This is a genomic window from Streptomyces sp. NPDC003248 (assembly GCF_055563235.1).
The window spans coordinates 118,547-137,287 of record NZ_JBVHDT010000008.1; the positions used below are offsets into that span (position 1 = coordinate 118,547).

General features: G+C 71.7%; 13 protein-coding genes. 9 read left to right on the top strand and 4 right to left on the bottom strand.

What is annotated here, in order from left to right:
* The first annotated feature begins 206 nt into the window (after positions 1-206).
* From ACZ3KJ_RS20520 to ACZ3KJ_RS20535, 4 genes are all read left to right on the top strand, one after another.
* Positions 207-1,778 (top strand): S8 family serine peptidase, encoded by a 1,572-nt coding sequence (locus tag ACZ3KJ_RS20520; RefSeq protein ID WP_467528791.1) that lies wholly within the window; start codon positions 207-209, stop codon positions 1,776-1,778.
* On the top strand, positions 1,775-2,095 hold the full coding sequence (locus ACZ3KJ_RS20525; protein WP_467528793.1) for a hypothetical protein: 321 nt from the start codon (positions 1,775-1,777) through the stop codon (positions 2,093-2,095). Before ACZ3KJ_RS20520 ends, ACZ3KJ_RS20525 begins: the two co-directional genes overlap by 4 nt.
* 2 nt (positions 2,096-2,097) lie before the next feature.
* Positions 2,098-3,249 carry a M14 family metallopeptidase gene (locus tag ACZ3KJ_RS20530; RefSeq protein ID WP_467528795.1) on the top strand — a complete coding sequence of 384 codons (1,152 nt, stop codon included), beginning with the start codon at positions 2,098-2,100 and terminating at the stop codon, positions 3,247-3,249.
* Positions 3,250-3,369: 120 nt separating this feature from the next.
* Positions 3,370-5,256, top strand: coding sequence for a DNA/RNA non-specific endonuclease (locus tag ACZ3KJ_RS20535; RefSeq protein ID WP_467528796.1), 1,887 nt, complete (start codon positions 3,370-3,372; stop codon positions 5,254-5,256).
* A gap of 74 nt (positions 5,257-5,330) precedes the next feature.
* On the opposite strand, the gene ACZ3KJ_RS20540 is transcribed toward ACZ3KJ_RS20535, so the two are convergent.
* The 4 genes from ACZ3KJ_RS20540 to ACZ3KJ_RS20555 form a co-directional block, all read right to left on the bottom strand.
* Positions 5,331-7,280, bottom strand: coding sequence for a S41 family peptidase (locus ACZ3KJ_RS20540; RefSeq protein WP_467528797.1), 1,950 nt, complete (start codon positions 7,278-7,280; stop codon positions 5,331-5,333).
* 154 nt (positions 7,281-7,434) lie between these two features.
* Positions 7,435-9,696 (bottom strand): trypsin-like peptidase domain-containing protein, encoded by a 2,262-nt coding sequence (locus tag ACZ3KJ_RS20545; protein ID WP_467528798.1) that lies wholly within the window; start codon positions 9,694-9,696, stop codon positions 7,435-7,437.
* 113 nt (positions 9,697-9,809) lie between these two features.
* On the bottom strand, positions 9,810-10,469 hold the full coding sequence (locus ACZ3KJ_RS20550; RefSeq protein WP_467528799.1) for a peptidoglycan-binding protein: 660 nt from the start codon (positions 10,467-10,469) through the stop codon (positions 9,810-9,812).
* A gap of 261 nt (positions 10,470-10,730) precedes the next feature.
* Positions 10,731-11,600, bottom strand: a complete 870-nt coding sequence (locus tag ACZ3KJ_RS20555) for a peptidoglycan-binding protein (RefSeq protein ID WP_467528800.1) — start codon at positions 11,598-11,600, stop codon at positions 10,731-10,733.
* A 614-nt stretch (positions 11,601-12,214) separates the two neighbouring features.
* Between ACZ3KJ_RS20555 and ACZ3KJ_RS20560 the strand changes: the two genes are divergently transcribed.
* The 5 genes from ACZ3KJ_RS20560 (at position 12,215) to ACZ3KJ_RS20580 (ending at position 18,671) form a co-directional block, all read left to right on the top strand.
* Positions 12,215-13,261: an aspartate-semialdehyde dehydrogenase gene (locus ACZ3KJ_RS20560; RefSeq protein ID WP_467528802.1), complete on the top strand. Its 1,047-nt coding sequence runs from the start codon at positions 12,215-12,217 to the stop codon at positions 13,259-13,261.
* Positions 13,262-13,683: 422 nt separating this feature from the next.
* Positions 13,684-14,814 (top strand): LuxR C-terminal-related transcriptional regulator, encoded by a 1,131-nt coding sequence (locus ACZ3KJ_RS20565; RefSeq protein ID WP_467528804.1) that lies wholly within the window; start codon positions 13,684-13,686, stop codon positions 14,812-14,814.
* A 101-nt stretch (positions 14,815-14,915) separates the two neighbouring features.
* Entirely contained in the window at positions 14,916-16,346 is a 1,431-nt protein-coding gene (locus ACZ3KJ_RS20570) for an aspartate aminotransferase family protein (RefSeq protein WP_389516199.1), read from the top strand.
* Positions 16,347-16,423: 77 nt separating this feature from the next.
* Positions 16,424-17,473, top strand: coding sequence for an NAD-dependent epimerase/dehydratase family protein (locus ACZ3KJ_RS20575; protein WP_467529081.1), 1,050 nt, complete (start codon positions 16,424-16,426; stop codon positions 17,471-17,473).
* A 1-nt stretch (position 17,474) separates the two neighbouring features.
* Positions 17,475-18,671: an endonuclease/exonuclease/phosphatase family protein gene (locus tag ACZ3KJ_RS20580; RefSeq protein ID WP_467528806.1), complete on the top strand. Its 1,197-nt coding sequence runs from the start codon at positions 17,475-17,477 to the stop codon at positions 18,669-18,671.
* The last annotated feature ends 70 nt before the right edge of the window (positions 18,672-18,741 follow it).

The following is an 18,741-nucleotide window of genomic DNA, read 5'->3' on the forward strand; positions in this document are numbered from 1 at the left end:
AAGCACAACCGAGCGGCCCCCATCGCGGAGGACTTGCCGGCCGGTGGGGGGCGCGCGGCTGACGTGTTGTCACCGGTGACCTGCGCGGGAGCGGGAACGGAGTTGCCGCGCGATGAGGACGCGAGGAAACTGGGAAAGGGAGGGAAATTTTCCCCAGGCGGCGGGCCCTGGGCCGTGACGGCACCGGCCATGGACTCCGCGCCGGCATGGAAGAGGCAAGTGCAATGTCGCGGCAGTACTACCAACGTGGCCGTCTCGTCGAAGCCGAAGAAATCGATGACGTGGTCGCGGTCAAGATGGGACCCGACACCTCCGCCGAATCCGCCTCCGCGTTGGAGTCGGAACTGGGCGGCAGCGCCCGTGGTGAGATACGCGAGGCCGGCGTCGACGACGAGACGACCGAGGCCTTCGCCCGCGCGAGCTGGGTGTTCGTCAGGCCGAACCAGCAGACCCTGGAGGCGTTCACCGCCGGCGGGGAGATTCCCGGGGCCGAGGCGACCGGCAAGGTCATCCGGCGGCCCAACGGCAGGATCGGCATCGCGACCGACGCGTTGACCGTCCGGCTCGACCCGGCCCTCTCGCAGGAGGACGCCGAGCGTGAACTGGCGGCGGCCGGCCTGGCCGTCGTCGACAAGCTCGGCTTCGCGACGAACCTGTACGAGGTGCGCGCCCCGGCGTCGCAGGACGCCCTCGCGGCCTCGGTCGAGCTGCACGGCAACGACCTGTTCCTCTTCGCCGAACCGTCGTTCGTCGAGCACGTCCCCGCCCGGTTCAGGCCCGCCGGCGCCCGGTACCCCCAGCAGTGGCAGTGGAGGAACACCGGTGCCGACGGCGGCACTCCGGACGCCGACGTCCACATCGAGCCGGCCTGGGACCGCACCTTCGGAACCGGTGTCCGGGTCGCCGTCATCGACAACGGCTTCGACGCGGACCACCCGGACCTGGCCGCCGGGGTGGATCCCCTGTCGGGCTTCTTCACCGGCGGTGCGGGCGGATCGGTCTTCGTCCAGGGCACCTCGGGGATGCCCGACAGCGATCACGGCACGTTCTGCGCCGGGATGATCGGCGCCCGGCACGGCAACGGGGCGGGCGGTACGGGGGCGGCCCCCGAGTGCAGCCTGATGCTGCTGGCCTGCCTGCCGGACCAGGTCGGTACGCAGACGACGCTCGCCCGCGCCGTGGCGTACGCGGCCGTCCCCTCGACCGAGGTGCCCGAGGCAGGCGCCGACGGCGGGGCGGACATCCTGGCGTGCAGCCTCGGACCGAACGGCGCCGACTGGGACCTGACCGGCGCGATGGACCTCGCTCTGGAGTTCGCCGCGACGAACGGACGGCAGGGCAAGGGGCTGGCGATCTTCTGGGCGGCGAGCAACGGCAGGAACGTCGACGTCGCCAAGGACGAAGTGGTCTCCCACCCGGATGTGATCGCCGTGGTGCGGTCGACCAACAAGGACCGGGAGGACAACGCGGCACGCGGCCCGGACGTCGAACTGATCGCCCCCGGCGTCAACGTCCTCAGCACCACGTCCGGGGGCGGCTACGGAACCAGCACCGGCACCAGCTTCGCCGCCCCCTGCGCGGCCGGGTGCGCGGCACTGGCCCTGTCCATGAGCCCCCACCTCACGCGCGACCGGCTGCGCGAGGTGATGCACGAGTCGGCCGACAAGATCGGGGGGCCGGAGGTCCAGTACGACGCGGCCGGCCACAACGACGACTACGGCTTCGGCCGGGTGAACGCCTCCCAGGCCGTCGCGCTCGCCGACGGGATGCGGCCATGAGCGAGGAACCCGCGGTCTTCCGCTGCCATGTCGTCGCCGAGAACGCAGAAGCGCTCAGGGAGTTCGTCCGCGAGACGCAGCCCGATGTCGGCTGCCGTGCCGTCGCGCGCGGCGGCCGGGCGGGCGTCGGACTGGACCTCTACTTCCGCCAGGACCAGCTCGACCGGGCCAGAGGGGCCCGATCGGCACCGCTGGTGGACATCACCGCGGTCGAGAACGTCACGGAGAACTGGCGTGCCCGGAAGGAAGAGATCGGCGACGGTGACCGCTTCGCCGACCGGGACGCCGTCCCGCACGGTCTCGGCCGGAAGGAGTGACCGTGTATCTCAACGTGGCCGAGATCGAATCGGCGATCACCAGTCTGGGAAGCGCGTACCCCGGTGCGGCGGAGGTCGTCACCGCACCCCACACCACGCACGAGGGACGGACGACGCGGCTGCTGCGGGTCGGGACGCGGCGAAGCGACGAGGCGCCCGGCATCCTGCTGCTGGGCGGGGTGCACGCCCGGGAATGGGTGCCGCCGGACGCGCTGGTCTCGCTGGCCGCGGACCTGCTGGAGGCACACGACTCGGGCACCGGACTCGGCTACGGGTCGTCGTCGTTCACGGCGGCCCAGGTCGCGCAAGTGGTGGAGAACCTCGATCTGTTCTTCTTCCCCTGTGTCAACCCCGACGGCCGGGCCTTCAGCCAGAGCACGTCCCCGATGTGGCGGAAGAACCGCCGGCCGGCGCCCGCCGGGTCCACGGGTCCGTCGTGCGTGGGGGTGGACCTCAACCGGAACTTCGACTTCCTCTGGGATCACACGGCGAAGTTCGCTCCCGACGCGGACGTCCACACCTCCGACAGCCCCTGCGATCCGCAGGTCTACCGGGGTCCCTCCGCCGCGTCGGAGCCGGAGACCCGGAACGTGGTCTGGGCGCTCGACCACCACCCGCGGATCCGGTGGATGGTCGACGTCCACAGCGCGGTCCCGGTGATCCTGCACAACTGGGGCTCCGACCAGAACCAGTCCACCACCCCGACCGACAACTTCCGCAACCCCGCTCTCGACGCGGTGCGAGGGCGCCCGGACGACGGCATCGGCGAGTTCATCCCCGAACGGGACCTGAGCATCGCGGTCGAGCTGGCCGGCCGGATGAACGACGCGGCACGAGCGGTACGCGACGTCGACTACGGCGTGGAGGCGGCGTACGGGCTGTACCCGACCTCGGGGACGAGCGACGACTACGCGTACTGCCGGCACCTCGTCGACTCGGCCGCCACGAAGGTGTTCGGCTACACGATCGAGTGCGGAGAAACGTTCCAGCCGGTGTTGAGCGAGGCCGAACAGGTCATCCGCGAAGTCTCGGCGGCGCTGCTGGCACTCGCGCTCGCCGCACCCGACGTCACGGACGGCCGGGTGGAGCGCTCGCAGGACGGCAGGACCGCTCCCGGGCGCATGGCAGGCACCGCTCTCGCACACGACATGTGAACGGCCCGGCCACCGAGCCGTCCCTGGGCGGCGGCTGTCGAGGCAGCCGCCGCCGGGCGCGGCCCGGACCCTCAGCGTGCCCCCCGTACGCCGCCTCCTGGGCGAAAGGACAACCCTGTCATGGCCACCGACTCCAAGAAGAAGACCACGCCGGCGAAGACCACCGCGCCGGCCCGGAACACGGCGCTCTCCGAGGACGACTTGATCGCCTCGCTGCGGCGCTACATCCGCACCCGTGGACCCGAACTGCTGGAGGATCCGAACATCACCTCCGTGGGCATCGGCCACAAGGTCACCGAAGGAAGGCGCGGCCGGCAGGTCGCGCTCCAGTTCACGGTGGGCAGCAAGGTCGAGCCGGAGGCGCTGGAGGGCCTGGACACCGCACCGATCCCCGAGACGGTCACGGTGGACGGTGTCGAGGTGCCCACCGACGTCATCGAGCGCAGCTACCGGCCGCAGTTCCGCACCGTCGCGGAGGTGGAGAGTCCGGCGCGCAAGACGCGCCTGGACCCGATCGCGCCCGGGGTGAGCGTCGGGGCGGTGACGGTCTCGGCGGGCACGATCGGCTGCATCGTGTTCGACCGGGCCGACGGCACCCCCTACGTGCTCAGCAACTGGCATGTGCTGCAAGGCCCCCGCGGCGAGCTGGGCGTGGAGGTCGTCCAGCCCGGCCGGCACGACGACAACCGCGTCCGCCGCAACCGCCTGGGCGTGCTGGTGAGGTCCCACCTGGGTGTGGCGGGCGACTGCGCGATCGCCGGCATCGAGGACCGCGCCTTCGTCCAGGAGATCCTGGAGCTGGGCGTGGCGCCCACCGAGCTCGGCGAGCCCGAGCTCGACGACAGGGTCGTCAAGAGTGCGCGGACCACCGGCGTCACCCACGGCATCGTCCGCCGCATCGACACCATCGCCAAGCTCGACTACGGCGGGCAGGTCGGCGTCAAGACCATCGGATGCTTCGAGATAGGCCCCGACCCCGACCGCCTGCCCGACGACGGGGAGATCAGCAGCGGCGGCGACTCCGGCGGGGTGTGGCTGTTCGAGGAGGACGGCAGCCCGGGCGCGGTCATGGCCGGGCTGCACTTCGGCGGTGAGGCCTCGGGCGAGGCGGACGAGCACGCACTGGCCTGCCTGCCGGCCTCGGTGTTCGAGAAACTCGAGATCAGCCTGACACCGCCGGCCCCGGAGGACGTCCGGACCCTCGCCGGGTACGACCCCGGCTTCCTCGGCGAGCCGATCGACGTGCCGGAGCTGGACCCGGACCTCGCCCGGGACGCGGTCCGCCTCGACGGTTCCGAGGTCATCCCCTACACGCACTTCTCGCTCGCCCTGAGCGAGAAGCGGCGGTTCCCCTTCTGGGTGGGCTGGAACATCGACGGTGGCACCCTGAAGAAGCTCAACCGCACCGGCATCCCGTTCGTCAAGGACGCGCGGCTGCCCGCCACGGCGCAGGTGGGCAACGAGCTGTACGAGAACAACCGGCTCGACCGCGGGCACGTCGCCCGCCGCGCCGATCTGCTGTGGGGCAGCCTGCCGGAGGCCGGTAAGGCCAACAAGGACTCCTTCTTCTACACCAACATCACCCCCCAGATGGACGACTTCAACCAGAGCGCCAAGAACGGGGTGTGGGGCCGGCTGGAGGACGCCGTCTTCGAGGACACGGACGTCGACGACCTGAAGGTCAGCGTGTTCGGCGGGCCGGTCTTCCAGGACGACGACCGGACCTTCCGCGGGGTACGGCTCCCCCGCGAGTTCTGGAAGGTCATCGTCTTCACCGAGCACGGCGAGCTGAAGGCCAGGGGTTTCCTCCTCACCCAGAACCTCGACCGGCTGGAGTCGCTCGAACTGGACGAGTTCCGCGTCTTCCAGGTCACCCTCGGCGAGCTCGAGAACCGCACCCGGCTCAGCTTCCCGGCCGTCCTGCACAAGGGCGACTCGTTGCACGTCCCGGAATCCGTCGCCGACCGGACCCCCTTGGAGAGCCTGGCCGACATCCGGTGGGACTGACCGGCCACTGGACGCGGGAGCACTCCTGCCCACCGGCCCGGGCCGGTGGGCAGGAGTGCTGTTCGGTCGTGTGGTCAGTGGAGCTGTTCGGTCGTGCTGGCGACCAACTGGCCGGCCTCGAAGCCGTCGACGCGGGCTGCCCGGGCGGCCGCCGCGCCGGGCACCGTCACGTCGGCCTGGCCGTCGCTGAGATCGACCGACGCGCCCGGCCGCTGGTCGACGTAGACGTCCACGCGGTCGACGTTCGTCGCCTTCACCTTGATCCTCAAGGAGCCGTCGACGGACACGGCGTCCGTGACGGACACGGCGTGCGGCTTGCGCTCCTGGAGCAGCCGGCCCGCCTGGTCGAAGAGATCGGCGTTGTCCTCCAGGAGGTCCCGGCGGGTCATCCGGTGCAGCTCGTCGGGAACGACGCCCAGGTCCTCCACCGGAGTTCCGGACAGGGCGCCGACCCGGAGGGTGCGGCGGACGGACACGCGCATGCCGGCTCCCTTCGGCAGCGGTACGTACGGTGTCGCCCGGTCCTCGGCGAGGAGGGCGGAGAGCAGCTCATGCGTCCAGACGTTGGCACCGCCGGCGCCGGTGTTCTCGTCGGTGCCGAGCACGGGGCCGATCCGGTGGTCCTGGAAACCGGCGGCGAAGATGTCGGTGGCCGAGTAGCAGCGGGCGTTGGTGATGAGGACCACCGGCCCGAAGTACTGCTGCCCGATGGCGTTGGCACCGTCCTCGGGGGTGATCGGGAAGGCGCTGGAGAAGGCGGCGCCGATCTCGACGGCCTGCTCCATGGAGGGGACCCAGGCGCCCAGGTCGATGCCGGAGGAGGCGTCCTGGTGCCGGCGGCAGATGCGCAGGTTGAGCGGGGTGTTGATGAACTGCACCGGCTCGGGGGCGATCCGGCGGGGGGTGAGGACCTGGAGGGCGAACTCGGCGGCGTGGATGTGGCCGCCGCCGTTGTCCCGGACATCCACGATGAGCCCGTTCTGCGGCAGCTGTCCGATGAGGCGGACGAACTCCCGGACGAAGGCGACCGGGTCGGTCACGTTGAAGGTGAAGACACGGATGTGGCCGAACCGCCCGGAGGACGTCTCCACGGTCCGGGCCGTGAACACCTTGGGCATCGACGTGGCGATCTCGCCCGGGCGCAGCCCGGGCGCCTGCTCGTCGGCCTGGACGGCCCGTTCCTGGGCGACGACCCGGGGGGCGAACAGCAGCACCTTCGCGCGGCCGGTTTCGTCCGCGTCGAGGTCCAGCCCCTGGGCCAGCGCGGCGGTGCTGATCGCGTCCGCGTCCACCATGGGGGGCAGGTTCTCCACGATCCGCCAGTTCTCGCGCAGCTCCCGCTGAGTGCCGCTCTCGTCGGTGTAGCTGACGGTCACCCATTCCTCGAAGGGAGGCAGGTGGATGCGCAGCGGCCGCACGGTCAGCGACTGGACGCCCCGGCTGCGCCGGGCGGGTGCGTTGCTGCCGGCGAACCGGGCCGCGTTCAGGTCGACGGCCGCGGAGACGGGGATGCCGCTCCAGTGCGTGATCTCGGCGCCGGGCCTGAAGCCGTCGGCCTCGAAGCCCTGGGCCACGTGGGTGACCATGAAGTGGGTGGTGCCCTGCGCGTCCGTGTACGGCTCGACGAGGAACGGCAGGAAGGCGATCTTGCCCGCGAAGGGGGCGGGGAGCAGGTAGTTGGTGTGCAGGTCCCTGACCGAGTGGAAGATCTCCGAGACCTCGGCGTGGAAGAGCCACTCCGCGGGCATGGTCTCCTGGGTCTGCCGCTCCAGGCGCCGGCGCAGCACGCGCAGGCGCTGGACCGGGTTCACGGCGTGCATCGCGGTCTTGAACGGCAGGTGGACGTAGTTCTGGTCCAGCAGGACGAGTGCCTGATCGACGATGAGACGGCGCTCCTCCAGCGTCAGGGTGCCCGCGTCGTCGAGGAAGCTGCGCAACGGTGTCGAGGTGGCCAGGTGGGCGCGGACCGGTTCCGCGGCCTGCTGGATGAACGCGGGGGTCGTGTCGTCAGCCGGGTCCGTCATGGTGTTCCTCGAAGGTGGGGGCCGGGGTCCCCACCTTCGGGCCGTCGGCGGCCCGGGCGAGGGCCGTACACGACGTTGTCGCCTGATCGGATGCCGGTGATTGCCCCGGTCGGGCGGGGGGTGCGGGCGTCGGCACGCTCGCACCCTGCGCCGTTCAGCCGGCGAGGCGGCTGCCGATCGAGCGGGCTACATCGGCGTGGGCGAGGTATTCCACGATGCTGTGGGCCCGGTCGCGGGCGTTGACCACGGCGAGGTCGGTCGGGCCGTCCGTCCAGTCGGGGGCGAGCGGGCATCCGATGGCCACCGGGTCGGTCGGGCACCACGCGTTGAGCCAGTCCGCCACGTTCTCCGGGGTTCTCGGCCCGCCGGCCAGCAGCCGGCGGTACACGCCGTCCATGCCGAGAGGGCTGCCCGCCGTGGTCAGGTGGACGACCGCCACGGCGGGAGAGAGCCGCGTGAGGAGGTCCATGCCGACGACCGTGCCCAGACTGTGGCTGACGAGGACCATCTCGCCCGCGTCCGGCACGGTCTCCAGCACACAGCTCAGGACCTCCTCGCGGATCTGCCGGTCGTCGAGGTACGCGGCCACGTCACGGAAGACGAGGGAGATGGCCCACGCGTCGAGATCGCTTCTGGCGGCCAGCCAGCCCAGCCGCCGCCACACGGCGCCGACCACGGGGTCCAGGCCCAGTGCTTCGGTGATCTCGGCGGTCTGCTGCGTCTCGAGCGGCACGTACCACTTGGCGGCCGCCTCGCCGAGGATCTCCTCGTACACCGCGCGGGTGGTGGGGGCCTCGGGTGCGACGGCCGTCGGCGCCTCGACGGCCGGGGGAACGGACTCGGTGGTCAGGGCAACGGACTCGTGCGGTGCGAGGGCCCGCACCAGCCGGTCGCCGTAGAACGGGAACCAGATGTCCGCCGGGTCGGCTGTCGGCAGTCCGGCACGGACGAGCCCCTGGTTGAGCCCGGCGGCCCATTCGCGGCGCAGGGTCTCGGGGTCCTTGCCCTGCTGGGCACGCCCGTGCAGGAAGACCAGATGCCGCCCGCCGCCGAACGCGCCGTCCCGAGCGCGAAGTCCCCTCGCGAGCGGGGCCACCGCCTCGACGGACGCCCGCCCGGGGGAAGCGGAAGGGCCGGCGGGACCGGCGGCGGCAGCGGGAGTGGCGGGGGCCGGCCCGACGGCCACACCCGGAGTGGCGGGAGCCGGACCGACAGCGGCACCCGGAGTGGCGGGAGCCAGCCCGACAGCGGCACCCGAAGTGGCGGGAGCCAGCCCGACAGCGGCACCCGAAGTGGCGGGAGCCAGCCCGACAGCGACACCCGAAGTGGACGGGGCCGGACCGGCGGCGGCAGCGGTGGTCCCGGCGGCCGCCAGGGGCCCGTCCAGCCCCGACTCCGGCCCCATGCCGGCCAGCAGCTCCCGCTGCCCGGCGGTGAGCGGCAGCGACGCGACGTGCTTCAGGATGGAGCTGATGCGCACCCCCTCGTTGGACACCCAGTCGGTGGCGTCGTCGCCGTCGCCGGGCTGCCGGACCCGGCCGTCGCGGCGCAGGATGCGGCCCTGTTCGTCGGTCCGGGGCACGCCGCTGTGGTGGAGGGCGATGACCTCCCACTGGTCGTTGAAGACCGGGGAGCCCGAGTTCCCGGGCTCGGTGTCCGTGCGGTAGTGCAGGAAGTCGTCCAGGCGCACTTGCAGGGCGTTGTCGCGTACGGCGATCTCCTTCAGGCGTCCCCTCGGGTGGCCGATGATGTTGACCGGCTCACCGATCACCAGCTTGCCCAGCTGGGCGCTGAGCCGGTGCCAGCCGAAGGTCTCGCCCGGCGGCCTCCGGCCGGGGCCGGGGGCGACCGGGACCAGGGCGAAGTCGAGGCGTTTGTCCGCCACGAAGAACCCGTTCGGGTCGAACTCCAGCCGTGTCGGGGGCTGCGGTGTGTTGTCGACGTCGACCTGGGCGTCGAACTCCGCGAAGCAGCGCCGGGCGGCGTCCGCGTCGGGGAGGACGTGATGGTTGGTCATCAGCAGGGTCGGCGACACCAGGAAGCCGGTGCCGATCGGCAGTTCGCGGCCGTTCTCCCGCGCCGAGATCCGGGCGACGCAGCGTGCGGCCCGGGCGCCGCGCGGCAGGAAGCTCCAGGCCTGGAGCTCCTTGGACACGCCGAGGATCCGCTCGAAGGCGGAGGACGCCGTCAGCGGTTCGGCGCGGACGGCCTCCATCACCATGGCGGTCGGCACGGCCTGCCGTTCGAGCAGGCGGGCCGCCCGCGCCGCCAGTGCCTCCGGTGAATCGGGGAAGCTGACCCCGGCGTCCTGCTGCCGCTCGACCTCGCGACGCTGCTCGCCGGCCTCGTCGTACCGGACCGCGGCCGCCGCCACCTGGTGTTCCCGCTCATCGCGGGTTCTGTCCACGACTTCCATGGCCTTCACCGTCTTCCATGCCCTTCACCGTCCTTCGAGGGCCCGGAAGGACACGGCGGAGCGCACCGGCCCGGGGCGAGGGGCGCCGTGCCCGTCCGGCAGGAAGGTCCCGGCTACCAGTTGGGGGGCACGTCGGATCCGAAGCCGCCCCCGGCCGGTCGCTTCTCGAAGTGGAGATGGGGTCCGGTGGACTTCCCGGTGGAGCCGACCTCTCCGATCTTCTGGCCGGCCCGGACCGAACCCCCGGTCACGGTCCGCTCGGAGAGGTGGCAGTACCAGAAGTCGAACGGGCCCGCGCGCAGCACGAGGAAGGTGCCGAAACTCGGGTCGTGCCCGGTGCGGGCTATGGAGCCGTTGAGCACCGCCACACAGGCCCTGCCCTGCGGAGCGGCGTAGTCCGCGCCGGTGTGATAGCCGAGGACCCAGTGACGCCCCTTCCTGCGGTGAGGGGTCGTGACCCCGTGTCCCGGCACGGGAGACGTGACGCGGGCCCCGGGAGTCGTCGGCGTCGTGGGCGTCGTGGGCGTCGGGACGCGGAGTCGGTCCCAGGAGGTCCTGCCCGGAATGCCGTTGGCCTCGGCTCCCTTGAACCCGAGCTTGCGCTGCCAGGCGGCGTACGACTCTTGATCGGCGTCGGTCCACGCGGGACCGGGACCCGTACGGTACTTCCCGCACTCCTCCGCGACCAGGCGTCTGCCCATCGCGGCGATCACGGGACTGTGTTGTCCCTCGTGGAAGAATGCCGCTCCTGGGAACGGTGCCAGCGCAGGCATGGCCCTGCCTCCTTTCAGGCACGGTGGTTCGCTGCCCCGCGATGCTCGCCACCGGATCGCTCGTCCGGCCGTCCGCGCATCGGTCACGCACGGTCCGGTCGGGAGTGGGCCTGCTGGTCGGCGCGGCAGCGCTGCTGTCCAGTGGCGCGCACCCGCCCCGCCCGTGCGTCGCTCACCTCACCATCGCCCTGCTTCCACCATGCGCCCGATGCAAGTCGGGCGCAAACCCGGCGGCTTCGGGATCCCCGCTCATGGCGAGGCTCAGACTTCGGGGACCTCCAGCCTGTCCCAGCTGAACCGGCCGGGAACGCCGTCGGCCGCGCTGCCCTCGAAGCCCAGCTTCTGCTGCCAGGCGGTGTAGGACCTGACATCGCCCGGTCCCCACACGTCGGTACCGGTGCCGGAGGTGTAGCGGTCGCAGTCCTCGGCGACGAGCCGGGTGTGCATGCCGGCGATGACGGGCGATGTGCGTCCCGGCCGGAAGAACGACGCACCGGGGAACGGTTCGAACCGGGGCGTCACCGGGGTCGGTCCGGGTGGTGGTGACACGAACACCGGCCAGGAACCGGGGTCGACGTGGTCGTTCTCCGGGACCTGGGCATGGGCGTACCACCCGCCCCGCGACGTCCACATGGCGGTCGGGCACGTATTGCTGGACAGGGACGCCGGACGGCCCATGGGCCAGACGTCCGGCACGCCCCAGGAGTTGATCCACGCGTTGAGGTCGCCCCAGCCCTCGCACGGAGTGTCGACCAGCCGTGGGAACACCTTGCCGCCGACGCGGCAGTGCGGGAAGAACAGGGCCTCGATCTGGATGACGACCGTGCCGGTCCGGTTGGTACGGACACCACCGGCCGCGTCGAACAAGGCCTTGCTCCGGGAAGTGGCGGGGAAGAACTGGGCGAACGCCCCGGTGAAAGGGTCCCAGAGGATGTGCGGAGCCCGGTCTCTGCCGCTGCCGGTGAAGAAGCTCTTGAGAGCGGCGAAGGGCACCAGATCGAGGGGCCGCTCGGCGGTGGCCGTCCTGTCCGCCGTGATGTGCGCGATCGCCCTGGCGGGGAACCGGGGGTCGCACGGTGCGTGGTCGCCGATGTCCGCCTCGATGGCTTGGGGCATCCATGGGTCGGGCATGGTGAACTCCTCCCTCCTCGCACCTCACATGACCGTGGGGTGCCGCGGGGACGGACACGGTGGGGCGAGCGCCGGGTGGACGGGAGGCCGCGCACATCGGGCCCTTCCCGCTTTCCACGATGCGCCGGAGGGGCACCTGCGGCAAACGGGAAAGACGCGGGAAGCGGTTCCCGCGCCGCGGCCCACCGGACCGGCGGCCCCCGCCCGGCCGACCGGAACCGGCCCGCGCGCCGCGCAGACGACGGACCTGCCCCGCCGCGCGCCGCGCACACGACGGTCCGGCCCCGCCGCGCGCCCCGCACACGACGGTCCGGCACGGCCCCGGAAACCCCGAGGTGCGCGTCTCCCGGCGCGCCGCCCGCGGGGGTGCGGGGCGCTCAGGTGTGCAGGGGTCGGCTCCGGTGTCCGCCTGTCGCCTGTCCGCTTACTGACATCACGGAGGGGATGTCAGCGGCCCGCGCCAGGGGCTTGGATGACAACTCCAGCCTCGGACCGGTCGATCCGGCCGGTGGGCCGCTGCGTGACGCCTCGGGCGGTCCCGGCGGACGAGGCCACTTCCGGGGTCCGGCAGAGCGGCCGGTCCGACCAGATCGGAGAACTCGATGGTGCACGTCATGGATTCCGCAGCTCCGCGCATCGTCCTGGTCGGTGCGACCGGCGTCCTCGGGACCGCCATCATCGAACTGATCGAGGAACTCGGGATACGCCACCGTGAGATCCGGCTCGTGGCCTCGGAGCGCTCCGCCGGTCGCGAGATCCCGGTCGACGGCCGGCTGGAGACGGTGCACAGCCTCGCCGACTTCGATTTCGCGGGCGCCGATCTCGTGCTGTTCTGCACCGCGGAGGCGGTCAGCCGCCGCTACGTCCCGGTCGCCAGGGAGCAGGGCGCGCTGGTCGTCGACAGCTCCGGCGCCTTCCGCACCGACCCCGACACCCTGTTGCTCGTCCCGCCGGTCAACGGCCATCTGCTCGACCGCCCCCCGTTCGGCGTCCTCGCCGGCCCGGGCGCCCTGACGGTGCCGCTCGTGCGGCTGCTGCACCGCGTCGAGCAGTACCGGGGCGTGCGTCAAGTGGTGATGAGCAGCTATCAGGCGGCCTCGGCGCGGGGCCGGCAGGGCATCGAGGAACTGCTCGAAGGCAGCGAACTCGCGCTCCGGGACCCCGACGCCGAGCTGCCCGCGGACCTGTTCCGCCCCGCACTCGCCTTCAACGTGGTGCCGGTCGCCGGGCGGATGCTGGAGAGCGGCGCCAGCGCCGAGGAGCACAGGATCGAGCAGGAGACGCGCCGCGTCCTCTCCCTGCCGCACCTGGACATCAGCGCGACCTGCGTCCAGGTGCCCGTGGTGAACGGCCACGCCGCCGCGGTGTTCGTGGAGGCGGCGCTCCCCGTGGAGCGCGCGGAGCTGGCCGCGCTGCTGGCCGGGCTGCCCCGGGTGGTGGTCCACGGAGACCGTCCGGGCGCCTTCCCCACGCCGTTGACGGCAGGCGACCCGGACCGCATCCACGTCGGGCGGATCAGGGTGGTCCCGCACAACCCGCGGGCCTTCTGGCTGTGGCTGATCGTGGACAACCTGCGTGCCGGAGCCGCGCTGAACCTTCTCCAGATCGCGGAGGCGGCGTCGGCGCGACGGCGGCCGGGTGCGGGTGCCCGTCTGCGCTGAGGCGGCGCGGGGCGGGGAGCGGGGGGAGCGGGTGGGCCTGGTGATCAGGCCCACCCGTCGCTTTCTCAGACCATGGTCACAGAACCGGGCCGCGCGAAAGACACTCCCCCACCAGATCCCATTTGTCGTCGGCGGCCGCGAAGTCGGCCTGCCCCGCGCCGCCGATGAGGGCGCCGGAGATCACCGAGTCCATGGAACCGGTAATTCCGGCGGAGCGGATGAGAGCTACGGAAAGGCGGGCCGGGACCCACCGGTTTTTCGCCATCATGACTCCGTCGATTCTGGATTCGACTCAATGTCACGCCCGTTTCCGGACCCGTCGAAGCTTGGTCGACAAATGGACTCGGGTCGAGACTCGATCACTGTCCTATGATGGCTTGGCCACAAGTGGATAGCGGCGGACGTCGACCGGAAGGTGTCCTGTGGAGAACCGACCCTTGTTAGACGAGCCGGCCCGGCCCCTGTTGAGCGAGCTGGCCGTCGACGCGTACCGGGCCGCGCTGCGCGTCGGCGTGTTCGACGACGAGGAGGTCGCCGCCGAGCTGGGGGTGTCTCCCGTGCGGGTCGTGGAGGCCCGCAAGGCCTTGCAGGATCTGCGCCTGCTCAGCCCGGACGATCACGACAGCCCCGTCGTGCCCCTCGACCCGGCGGTGGTGGAGGCCGAGCTGGTGACCCCGCTGGAGACGATGATCGCCAGCCAGCGGCGGCGGATAGCGGGAATACACCGGCAACTCCACTCGCTCGTCGGGCCTTATCGGACCGCTGAAAGATCACGCTCGGCGGATGTCCCGATCCGCGTTCTTGACAACGCCGACGACGTGCGCCGGGAGATTGATCTGGCGAGACGCCGGTGCACCACGGAACGGATGAGCCTCCAGCCGGGCGGCGGCCGCTCGGCGGACCTTCTCCAGCAAGATCTCGTCCAGACGACGGAATTGTTGAGGCGCGGTGTCCGGATCCGCACTCTCTATCAGCACACGGCCCGGTCGAGCCTCACCACGCGGACCTATGTCGGACATATCTCCGAAGAAGGTGCGGAAGTCCGCACCGCGGAGGAACTCTCCGAGCGCCTCATCATTTATGACCGGACAATTGCCTTTGTTCCCACGGAACGGAGGGGGGACGAACCGCCCGGCGCGGCCGTCGTCACCGACCCGACCCTGGTGGCCTATCTGTGCCGCTCCTTCGAGGCGGCCTGGCAGACCGGCAGCCCCTTCGGCAGCGGCACGGAGCCGACCGACGACCAGCAGGTGAACGCGGATCTGCGGGCCTCGATCCTGCGGCTGATGTCCCTGGGGCTGAAGGACGAGGTGATCGCGCGCCGCCTCGGCATGGCGACCCGGACCTGCCGCCGTCACATCTCGGCGCTCATGGACGAACTCGGCGCCATGAGCCGGTTCCAGGCCGGGGTGATCATCGGCCGCCGGCAGGCCGCGCCGGAAGCCCCGCCCCGAACCGGCCCGAGCACCGGAACGACCACCGGACCGGCCACCGGAACAGCCGCCGTACCGGCCGCCGCGGAGACGGCCCCGGAAAGCGCTGTCCAGAAGTAGCCGTGCCAGCACCTGCCACCGGGCATGCCTCGTGCCCGCCCTCTCTCCCGTGCGACCTTGGCGGACGGCTGACCGACATCGATGTCGCATGGGAGAGGGCAATGGCACATCTCATCAGCCTCGAAGAGGCCGAGAAGCTGGACGTCGAGGAAGTACACGAGCTCTACCGCACGTACATCAACAAGAGCCAGGTCCGGTTGATGACCTCCTTCGGCTTCGGCCAGGAGCTCGTCGACCACGCCGAGGGGGCCTACGTCCACACGCGGGACGGCCGCAGGATCCTGGACTTCACCGGCGGGATCGGCGTGCTCAACCACGGGCACAACCATCCACGGATCGTCGCGGCCCGCCAACGCTTCCAGGAGCAGCGGCGGATGGAGGTGCACAAGACCTACTTCTCGCCCTACCTGGCCGCCCTGGGCCACAACCTGGCGGCGGTGCTGCCCGGCGACCTGAACCGCTCGTTCCTCCCCAACTCCGGGGCCGAGGCGGTCGAGGGCGCGGTCAAGCTGGCGTACAAGTACCACGGCGGCCGGCGGCGGCAGATCCTGCGGGCGGACATCAGCTTCCACGGCAAGCTGCTCGGCTCCGGCGGACTCACCGGGGGCGCGCAGAACCACTTCGAGTTCCCGACGATCCCCGGAATCCGCACCTTCGCCTACGACGACCTCGACTCCGTCCGCCGGGTCCTCGCCGAGGCACGGGACGCGCGGGGGCACAGCGACGTGTACGCGCTGCTCATCGAACCGTTCAGCGCGTCCACGATGCGCTGGTGCTCCGAGGAGTTCCTGCGCGGCCTGCGCGAGCTGTGCACCGCCGAGGACATCGTGCTGATCTTCGACGAGATCTACACCGGCTGGGGCAAGACCGGCAGCATGTTCCACTTCACCCGGTACGAGGGGCTCGTGCCGGACGTGGTGACGACCTCGAAGTCCTTCGGCGGCGGCAAGTCGTCCGTCTCCGCGTACGTGGCGCGCGAACCGGTCTTCCGCAAGGCGTACGACAACATGACGGACGCGATGATGCAGAGCACGAGTACGACGTACTACGGCTTCGGCGAGGAGACCGCGACGGCCATCGAGGCGATCTCCGTCGCGGTCGAGGACGACTACCCGGCGCGGGCCCGGGCCATCGAGGCGGTGCTCAAGCCGGGGCTGGAGCGCATCCGCAAGACCTACCCGGACGTGATCGACGACGTGCGCGGCTCCGGCGCCCTCTTCGGGATCTTCCTCTCCGGCGGGCCCAAGATCCTGGACCTCATCGGCAAGCTGCCGGCGACCGGCCCGGCCAAGGACCCGCTGATCCGCACGAAGATCATCACCGCCGCGGTCATCGACACGCTGTACCGCAAGCACGACGTCTACACGTACAACACGCTCAACGGCCGCAGTCCGCTGGTGGTGAGTCCCCCGTTGGTGGCGGGTCCGGAAGAAGTCGAGCGGTTCCTCACCGCCCTGGACGCCACGCTCGCCGAGGGCATGAAGCGCCTGCTCGGCCGGTTCGTGCGGGAGCGGGTGAGCTCGCTGTGGTGACCGACGCCTCGCACACGCCGCGCGACGACAGCGCGCACGGGACCGAGCGGCTCACACGGCGGGAGGACCGGCCGCGGCTGCCCGCCCGGGTCGCCGTGACCGGTGCCGCCGGGGTGCTCGGCTCGCACCTGGTGGACCACCTGCTGCGGTCGGGCAGCCGGGTCAGCGCGTTCGATCTGCGCCCGGTGCCCGCGGCCCCCGGGCTGACGCCGTTCACCGGGGACATACGGGACCTGCGCGCCGTGACCGAGGCGCTCCAGGGCGCCGACGCCGTGGTGCACTGCGCGTCCGCGCTGCCCAGCTACCCCGTGGCCGACATCCGGTCGATCGTCGTCGAGGGCACGACGACCGTGCTGGAGGCGGCCCGTGCCACCGCCGTGCCCCGGGTGGTGCACATCTCCTCCACCGCCGTCTACGGGCTGCCCCGGCTGGTGCCGACGCCCGAGGAGCACCCGCACGTGCCGGTGGATCCGTACAGCTCGGCGAAGGCGGAGGCGGAGAAGGTCGCCGAGCGGTTCCGGGCGGCGGGGATGTGTCTGCCGGTGCTGCGGCCCAAGACGTTCCTCGGACCGCGCCGGATGGGGCTGTTCGACATGCTCTTCCAGTGGGCGGAGGAGGGCCGCCACTTCCCCGTGCTCGGCCGTGGAGACGTCCGCATCCAGATGCTGGCGCTGGAGGACCTCGTGGAGGCCGTGGCGACCGTGCTGCGCGCCCCGGACGAGGTGGCCTGCGACACGTACAACATCGGCGCCGCCGAGTTCGGCACCCTGCGGCAGGACTTCCAGGCGGTGCTGGACGCGGCCGGTCACGGCCGGCGCGTGGTCTCGGTGCCGGGGCGGCCCGCGGTGGCGGTGCTGCGCGCGCTGGAGCGGACCCGGCTGTCCCCCGTGTACGGCAGGCTGCTGTCCAAGCTGCTCGCCGACTCCTACGTCAGCGTCGACAAGGCGCGGGAACGGCTGGGCTTCCGCCCCCGGCTGTCCAACCAGGAGGCCATCCTCGGGACGTACGAGTGGTGGCGCGCGCAGCGTGCGACGGCGGCGCCCGTCACGGCGGGCAAGGGCGGCGGTCAGACCAGCCGGGACCCCTGGCGGCAGGGAGTCCTGGGGCTCGCGAAGGTCTTCTTCTGACATGCCCTCGACAGAAGAGACGGTGGACGGCGGCCCGTCGGCGGACGTACCCCCGGGCGGCGGGCCGTCCCGGCCGCCCGGCGCCGACGGGACGCCCCGGACGGACGCCCGGGACGAACGCGACGCCCCGGACGGGCAGGACACCGGGGCCGCCCGGCGCTGGTGCCTGGGCACCCGGCTGCTGGTGGCGGCCACGGCGGTGTGGGCCCTGCTCCTCGCCCTGCACCTGCTGCTCGCCGGCCGCTGGTGGCTGTGGGTCGTCGTCGAGGCCACCCCGCCGCTGACCCTGGTGGCGGTGCCGCTGCTGCTGCTCGCCCTCGTCCCACTGGCCCGGCCGGTACGCCGCTGGCTGTCCGCGGTCCAGGTGGTCCTCCTCCTGGCCGGGGCCCACCTGGCCGGCTACGGGCCCGGATGGGGCCGCACCACCGACGCCCCGCCGGGCACCGAGGTCAAGGTCTTCTCCTGGTCCACGGACTACTGGCAGATGACCGACGACAAGGACGCCTTCTACGCGTTCCTGCGCCGGCAGGACGCCGACGTGTACCTCCTCCAGGAGTACCTGTACTGGGAGGGGGACCAGCCGGTCCGCATCGACGACTCGGCGCGGCTGCGCGCCGAGTTCCCCGGCTACCACCTCTCCGTCGAGGGCGAACTGCTCACCCTGTCCCGGCTGCCCGTCGTCAGGGAGCACCACGACCCCGTGGCCGCCGGCGGTACGGACTGGTACTGGAAGGGAACCAAGGCCCAGCGCACGGACATCCGGGTCGGCGGGAGCGTCGTCTCCTTCTACAACGTGCACCTCGCGGTGCCGTTCCGGGTCGGCGACAACCCCCTGAGCGGTCGTTTCTGGGACTTCACGAAGGACCAGTCCGACTGGCGGAACAGCGAACTGCGCAAGCTGCGCGCGGACCTGACGGACAACCCCCACCCGGCCGTGGTGGCCGGCGACTTCAACTCCCCCTGGATGGAACTGACCCCGCTCGGAGCCGGCACCCGGCTGCACAGTCCGGACGCCTCCCTGCTGCCCGCCCGCTCCTGGCCGGTCTCGGACTACCCGCTGCCCCGGCTGTGGCGGCTGGACTGGCTGTTCACCGACGGCGGCCTGGCCGTGCCCGGCTACCGGTTCGGCGGCGGAGAGGACTTCTCCGACCACGCGGCGCAGGAGATCCGCGTGGTGGTCCCGGACGCCACGGACTGACCCGGCCCGCCCCGGAGCACACCCGGCCCGGCCCGCCCCGAGCCGGAGCACGCCGGGGACGCCGAGGACG

Bases quoted from the DNA above. Each gene is read 5' to 3' on its own strand.
- ACZ3KJ_RS20550 (WP_467528799.1), bottom strand. From the start codon at position 10,469: ATGCCTGCGCTGGCACCGTTCCCAGGAGCGGCATTCTTCCACGAGGGA.
- ACZ3KJ_RS20580 (WP_467528806.1), top strand. From the start codon at position 17,475: ATGCCCTCGACAGAAGAGACGGTGGACGGCGGCCCGTCGGCGGACGTA.
- ACZ3KJ_RS20525 (WP_467528793.1), top strand. From the start codon at position 1,775: ATGAGCGAGGAACCCGCGGTCTTCCGCTGCCATGTCGTCGCCGAGAAC.
- ACZ3KJ_RS20570 (WP_389516199.1), top strand. From the start codon at position 14,916: ATGGCACATCTCATCAGCCTCGAAGAGGCCGAGAAGCTGGACGTCGAG.
- ACZ3KJ_RS20535 (WP_467528796.1), top strand. From the start codon at position 3,370: ATGGCCACCGACTCCAAGAAGAAGACCACGCCGGCGAAGACCACCGCG.
- ACZ3KJ_RS20555 (WP_467528800.1), bottom strand. From the start codon at position 11,600: ATGCCCGACCCATGGATGCCCCAAGCCATCGAGGCGGACATCGGCGAC.
- ACZ3KJ_RS20520 (WP_467528791.1), top strand. From the start codon at position 207: ATGGAAGAGGCAAGTGCAATGTCGCGGCAGTACTACCAACGTGGCCGT.
- ACZ3KJ_RS20540 (WP_467528797.1), bottom strand. From the start codon at position 7,280: ATGACGGACCCGGCTGACGACACGACCCCCGCGTTCATCCAGCAGGCC.
- ACZ3KJ_RS20560 (WP_467528802.1), top strand. From the start codon at position 12,215: ATGGATTCCGCAGCTCCGCGCATCGTCCTGGTCGGTGCGACCGGCGTC.
- ACZ3KJ_RS20545 (WP_467528798.1), bottom strand. From the start codon at position 9,696: ATGGAAGTCGTGGACAGAACCCGCGATGAGCGGGAACACCAGGTGGCG.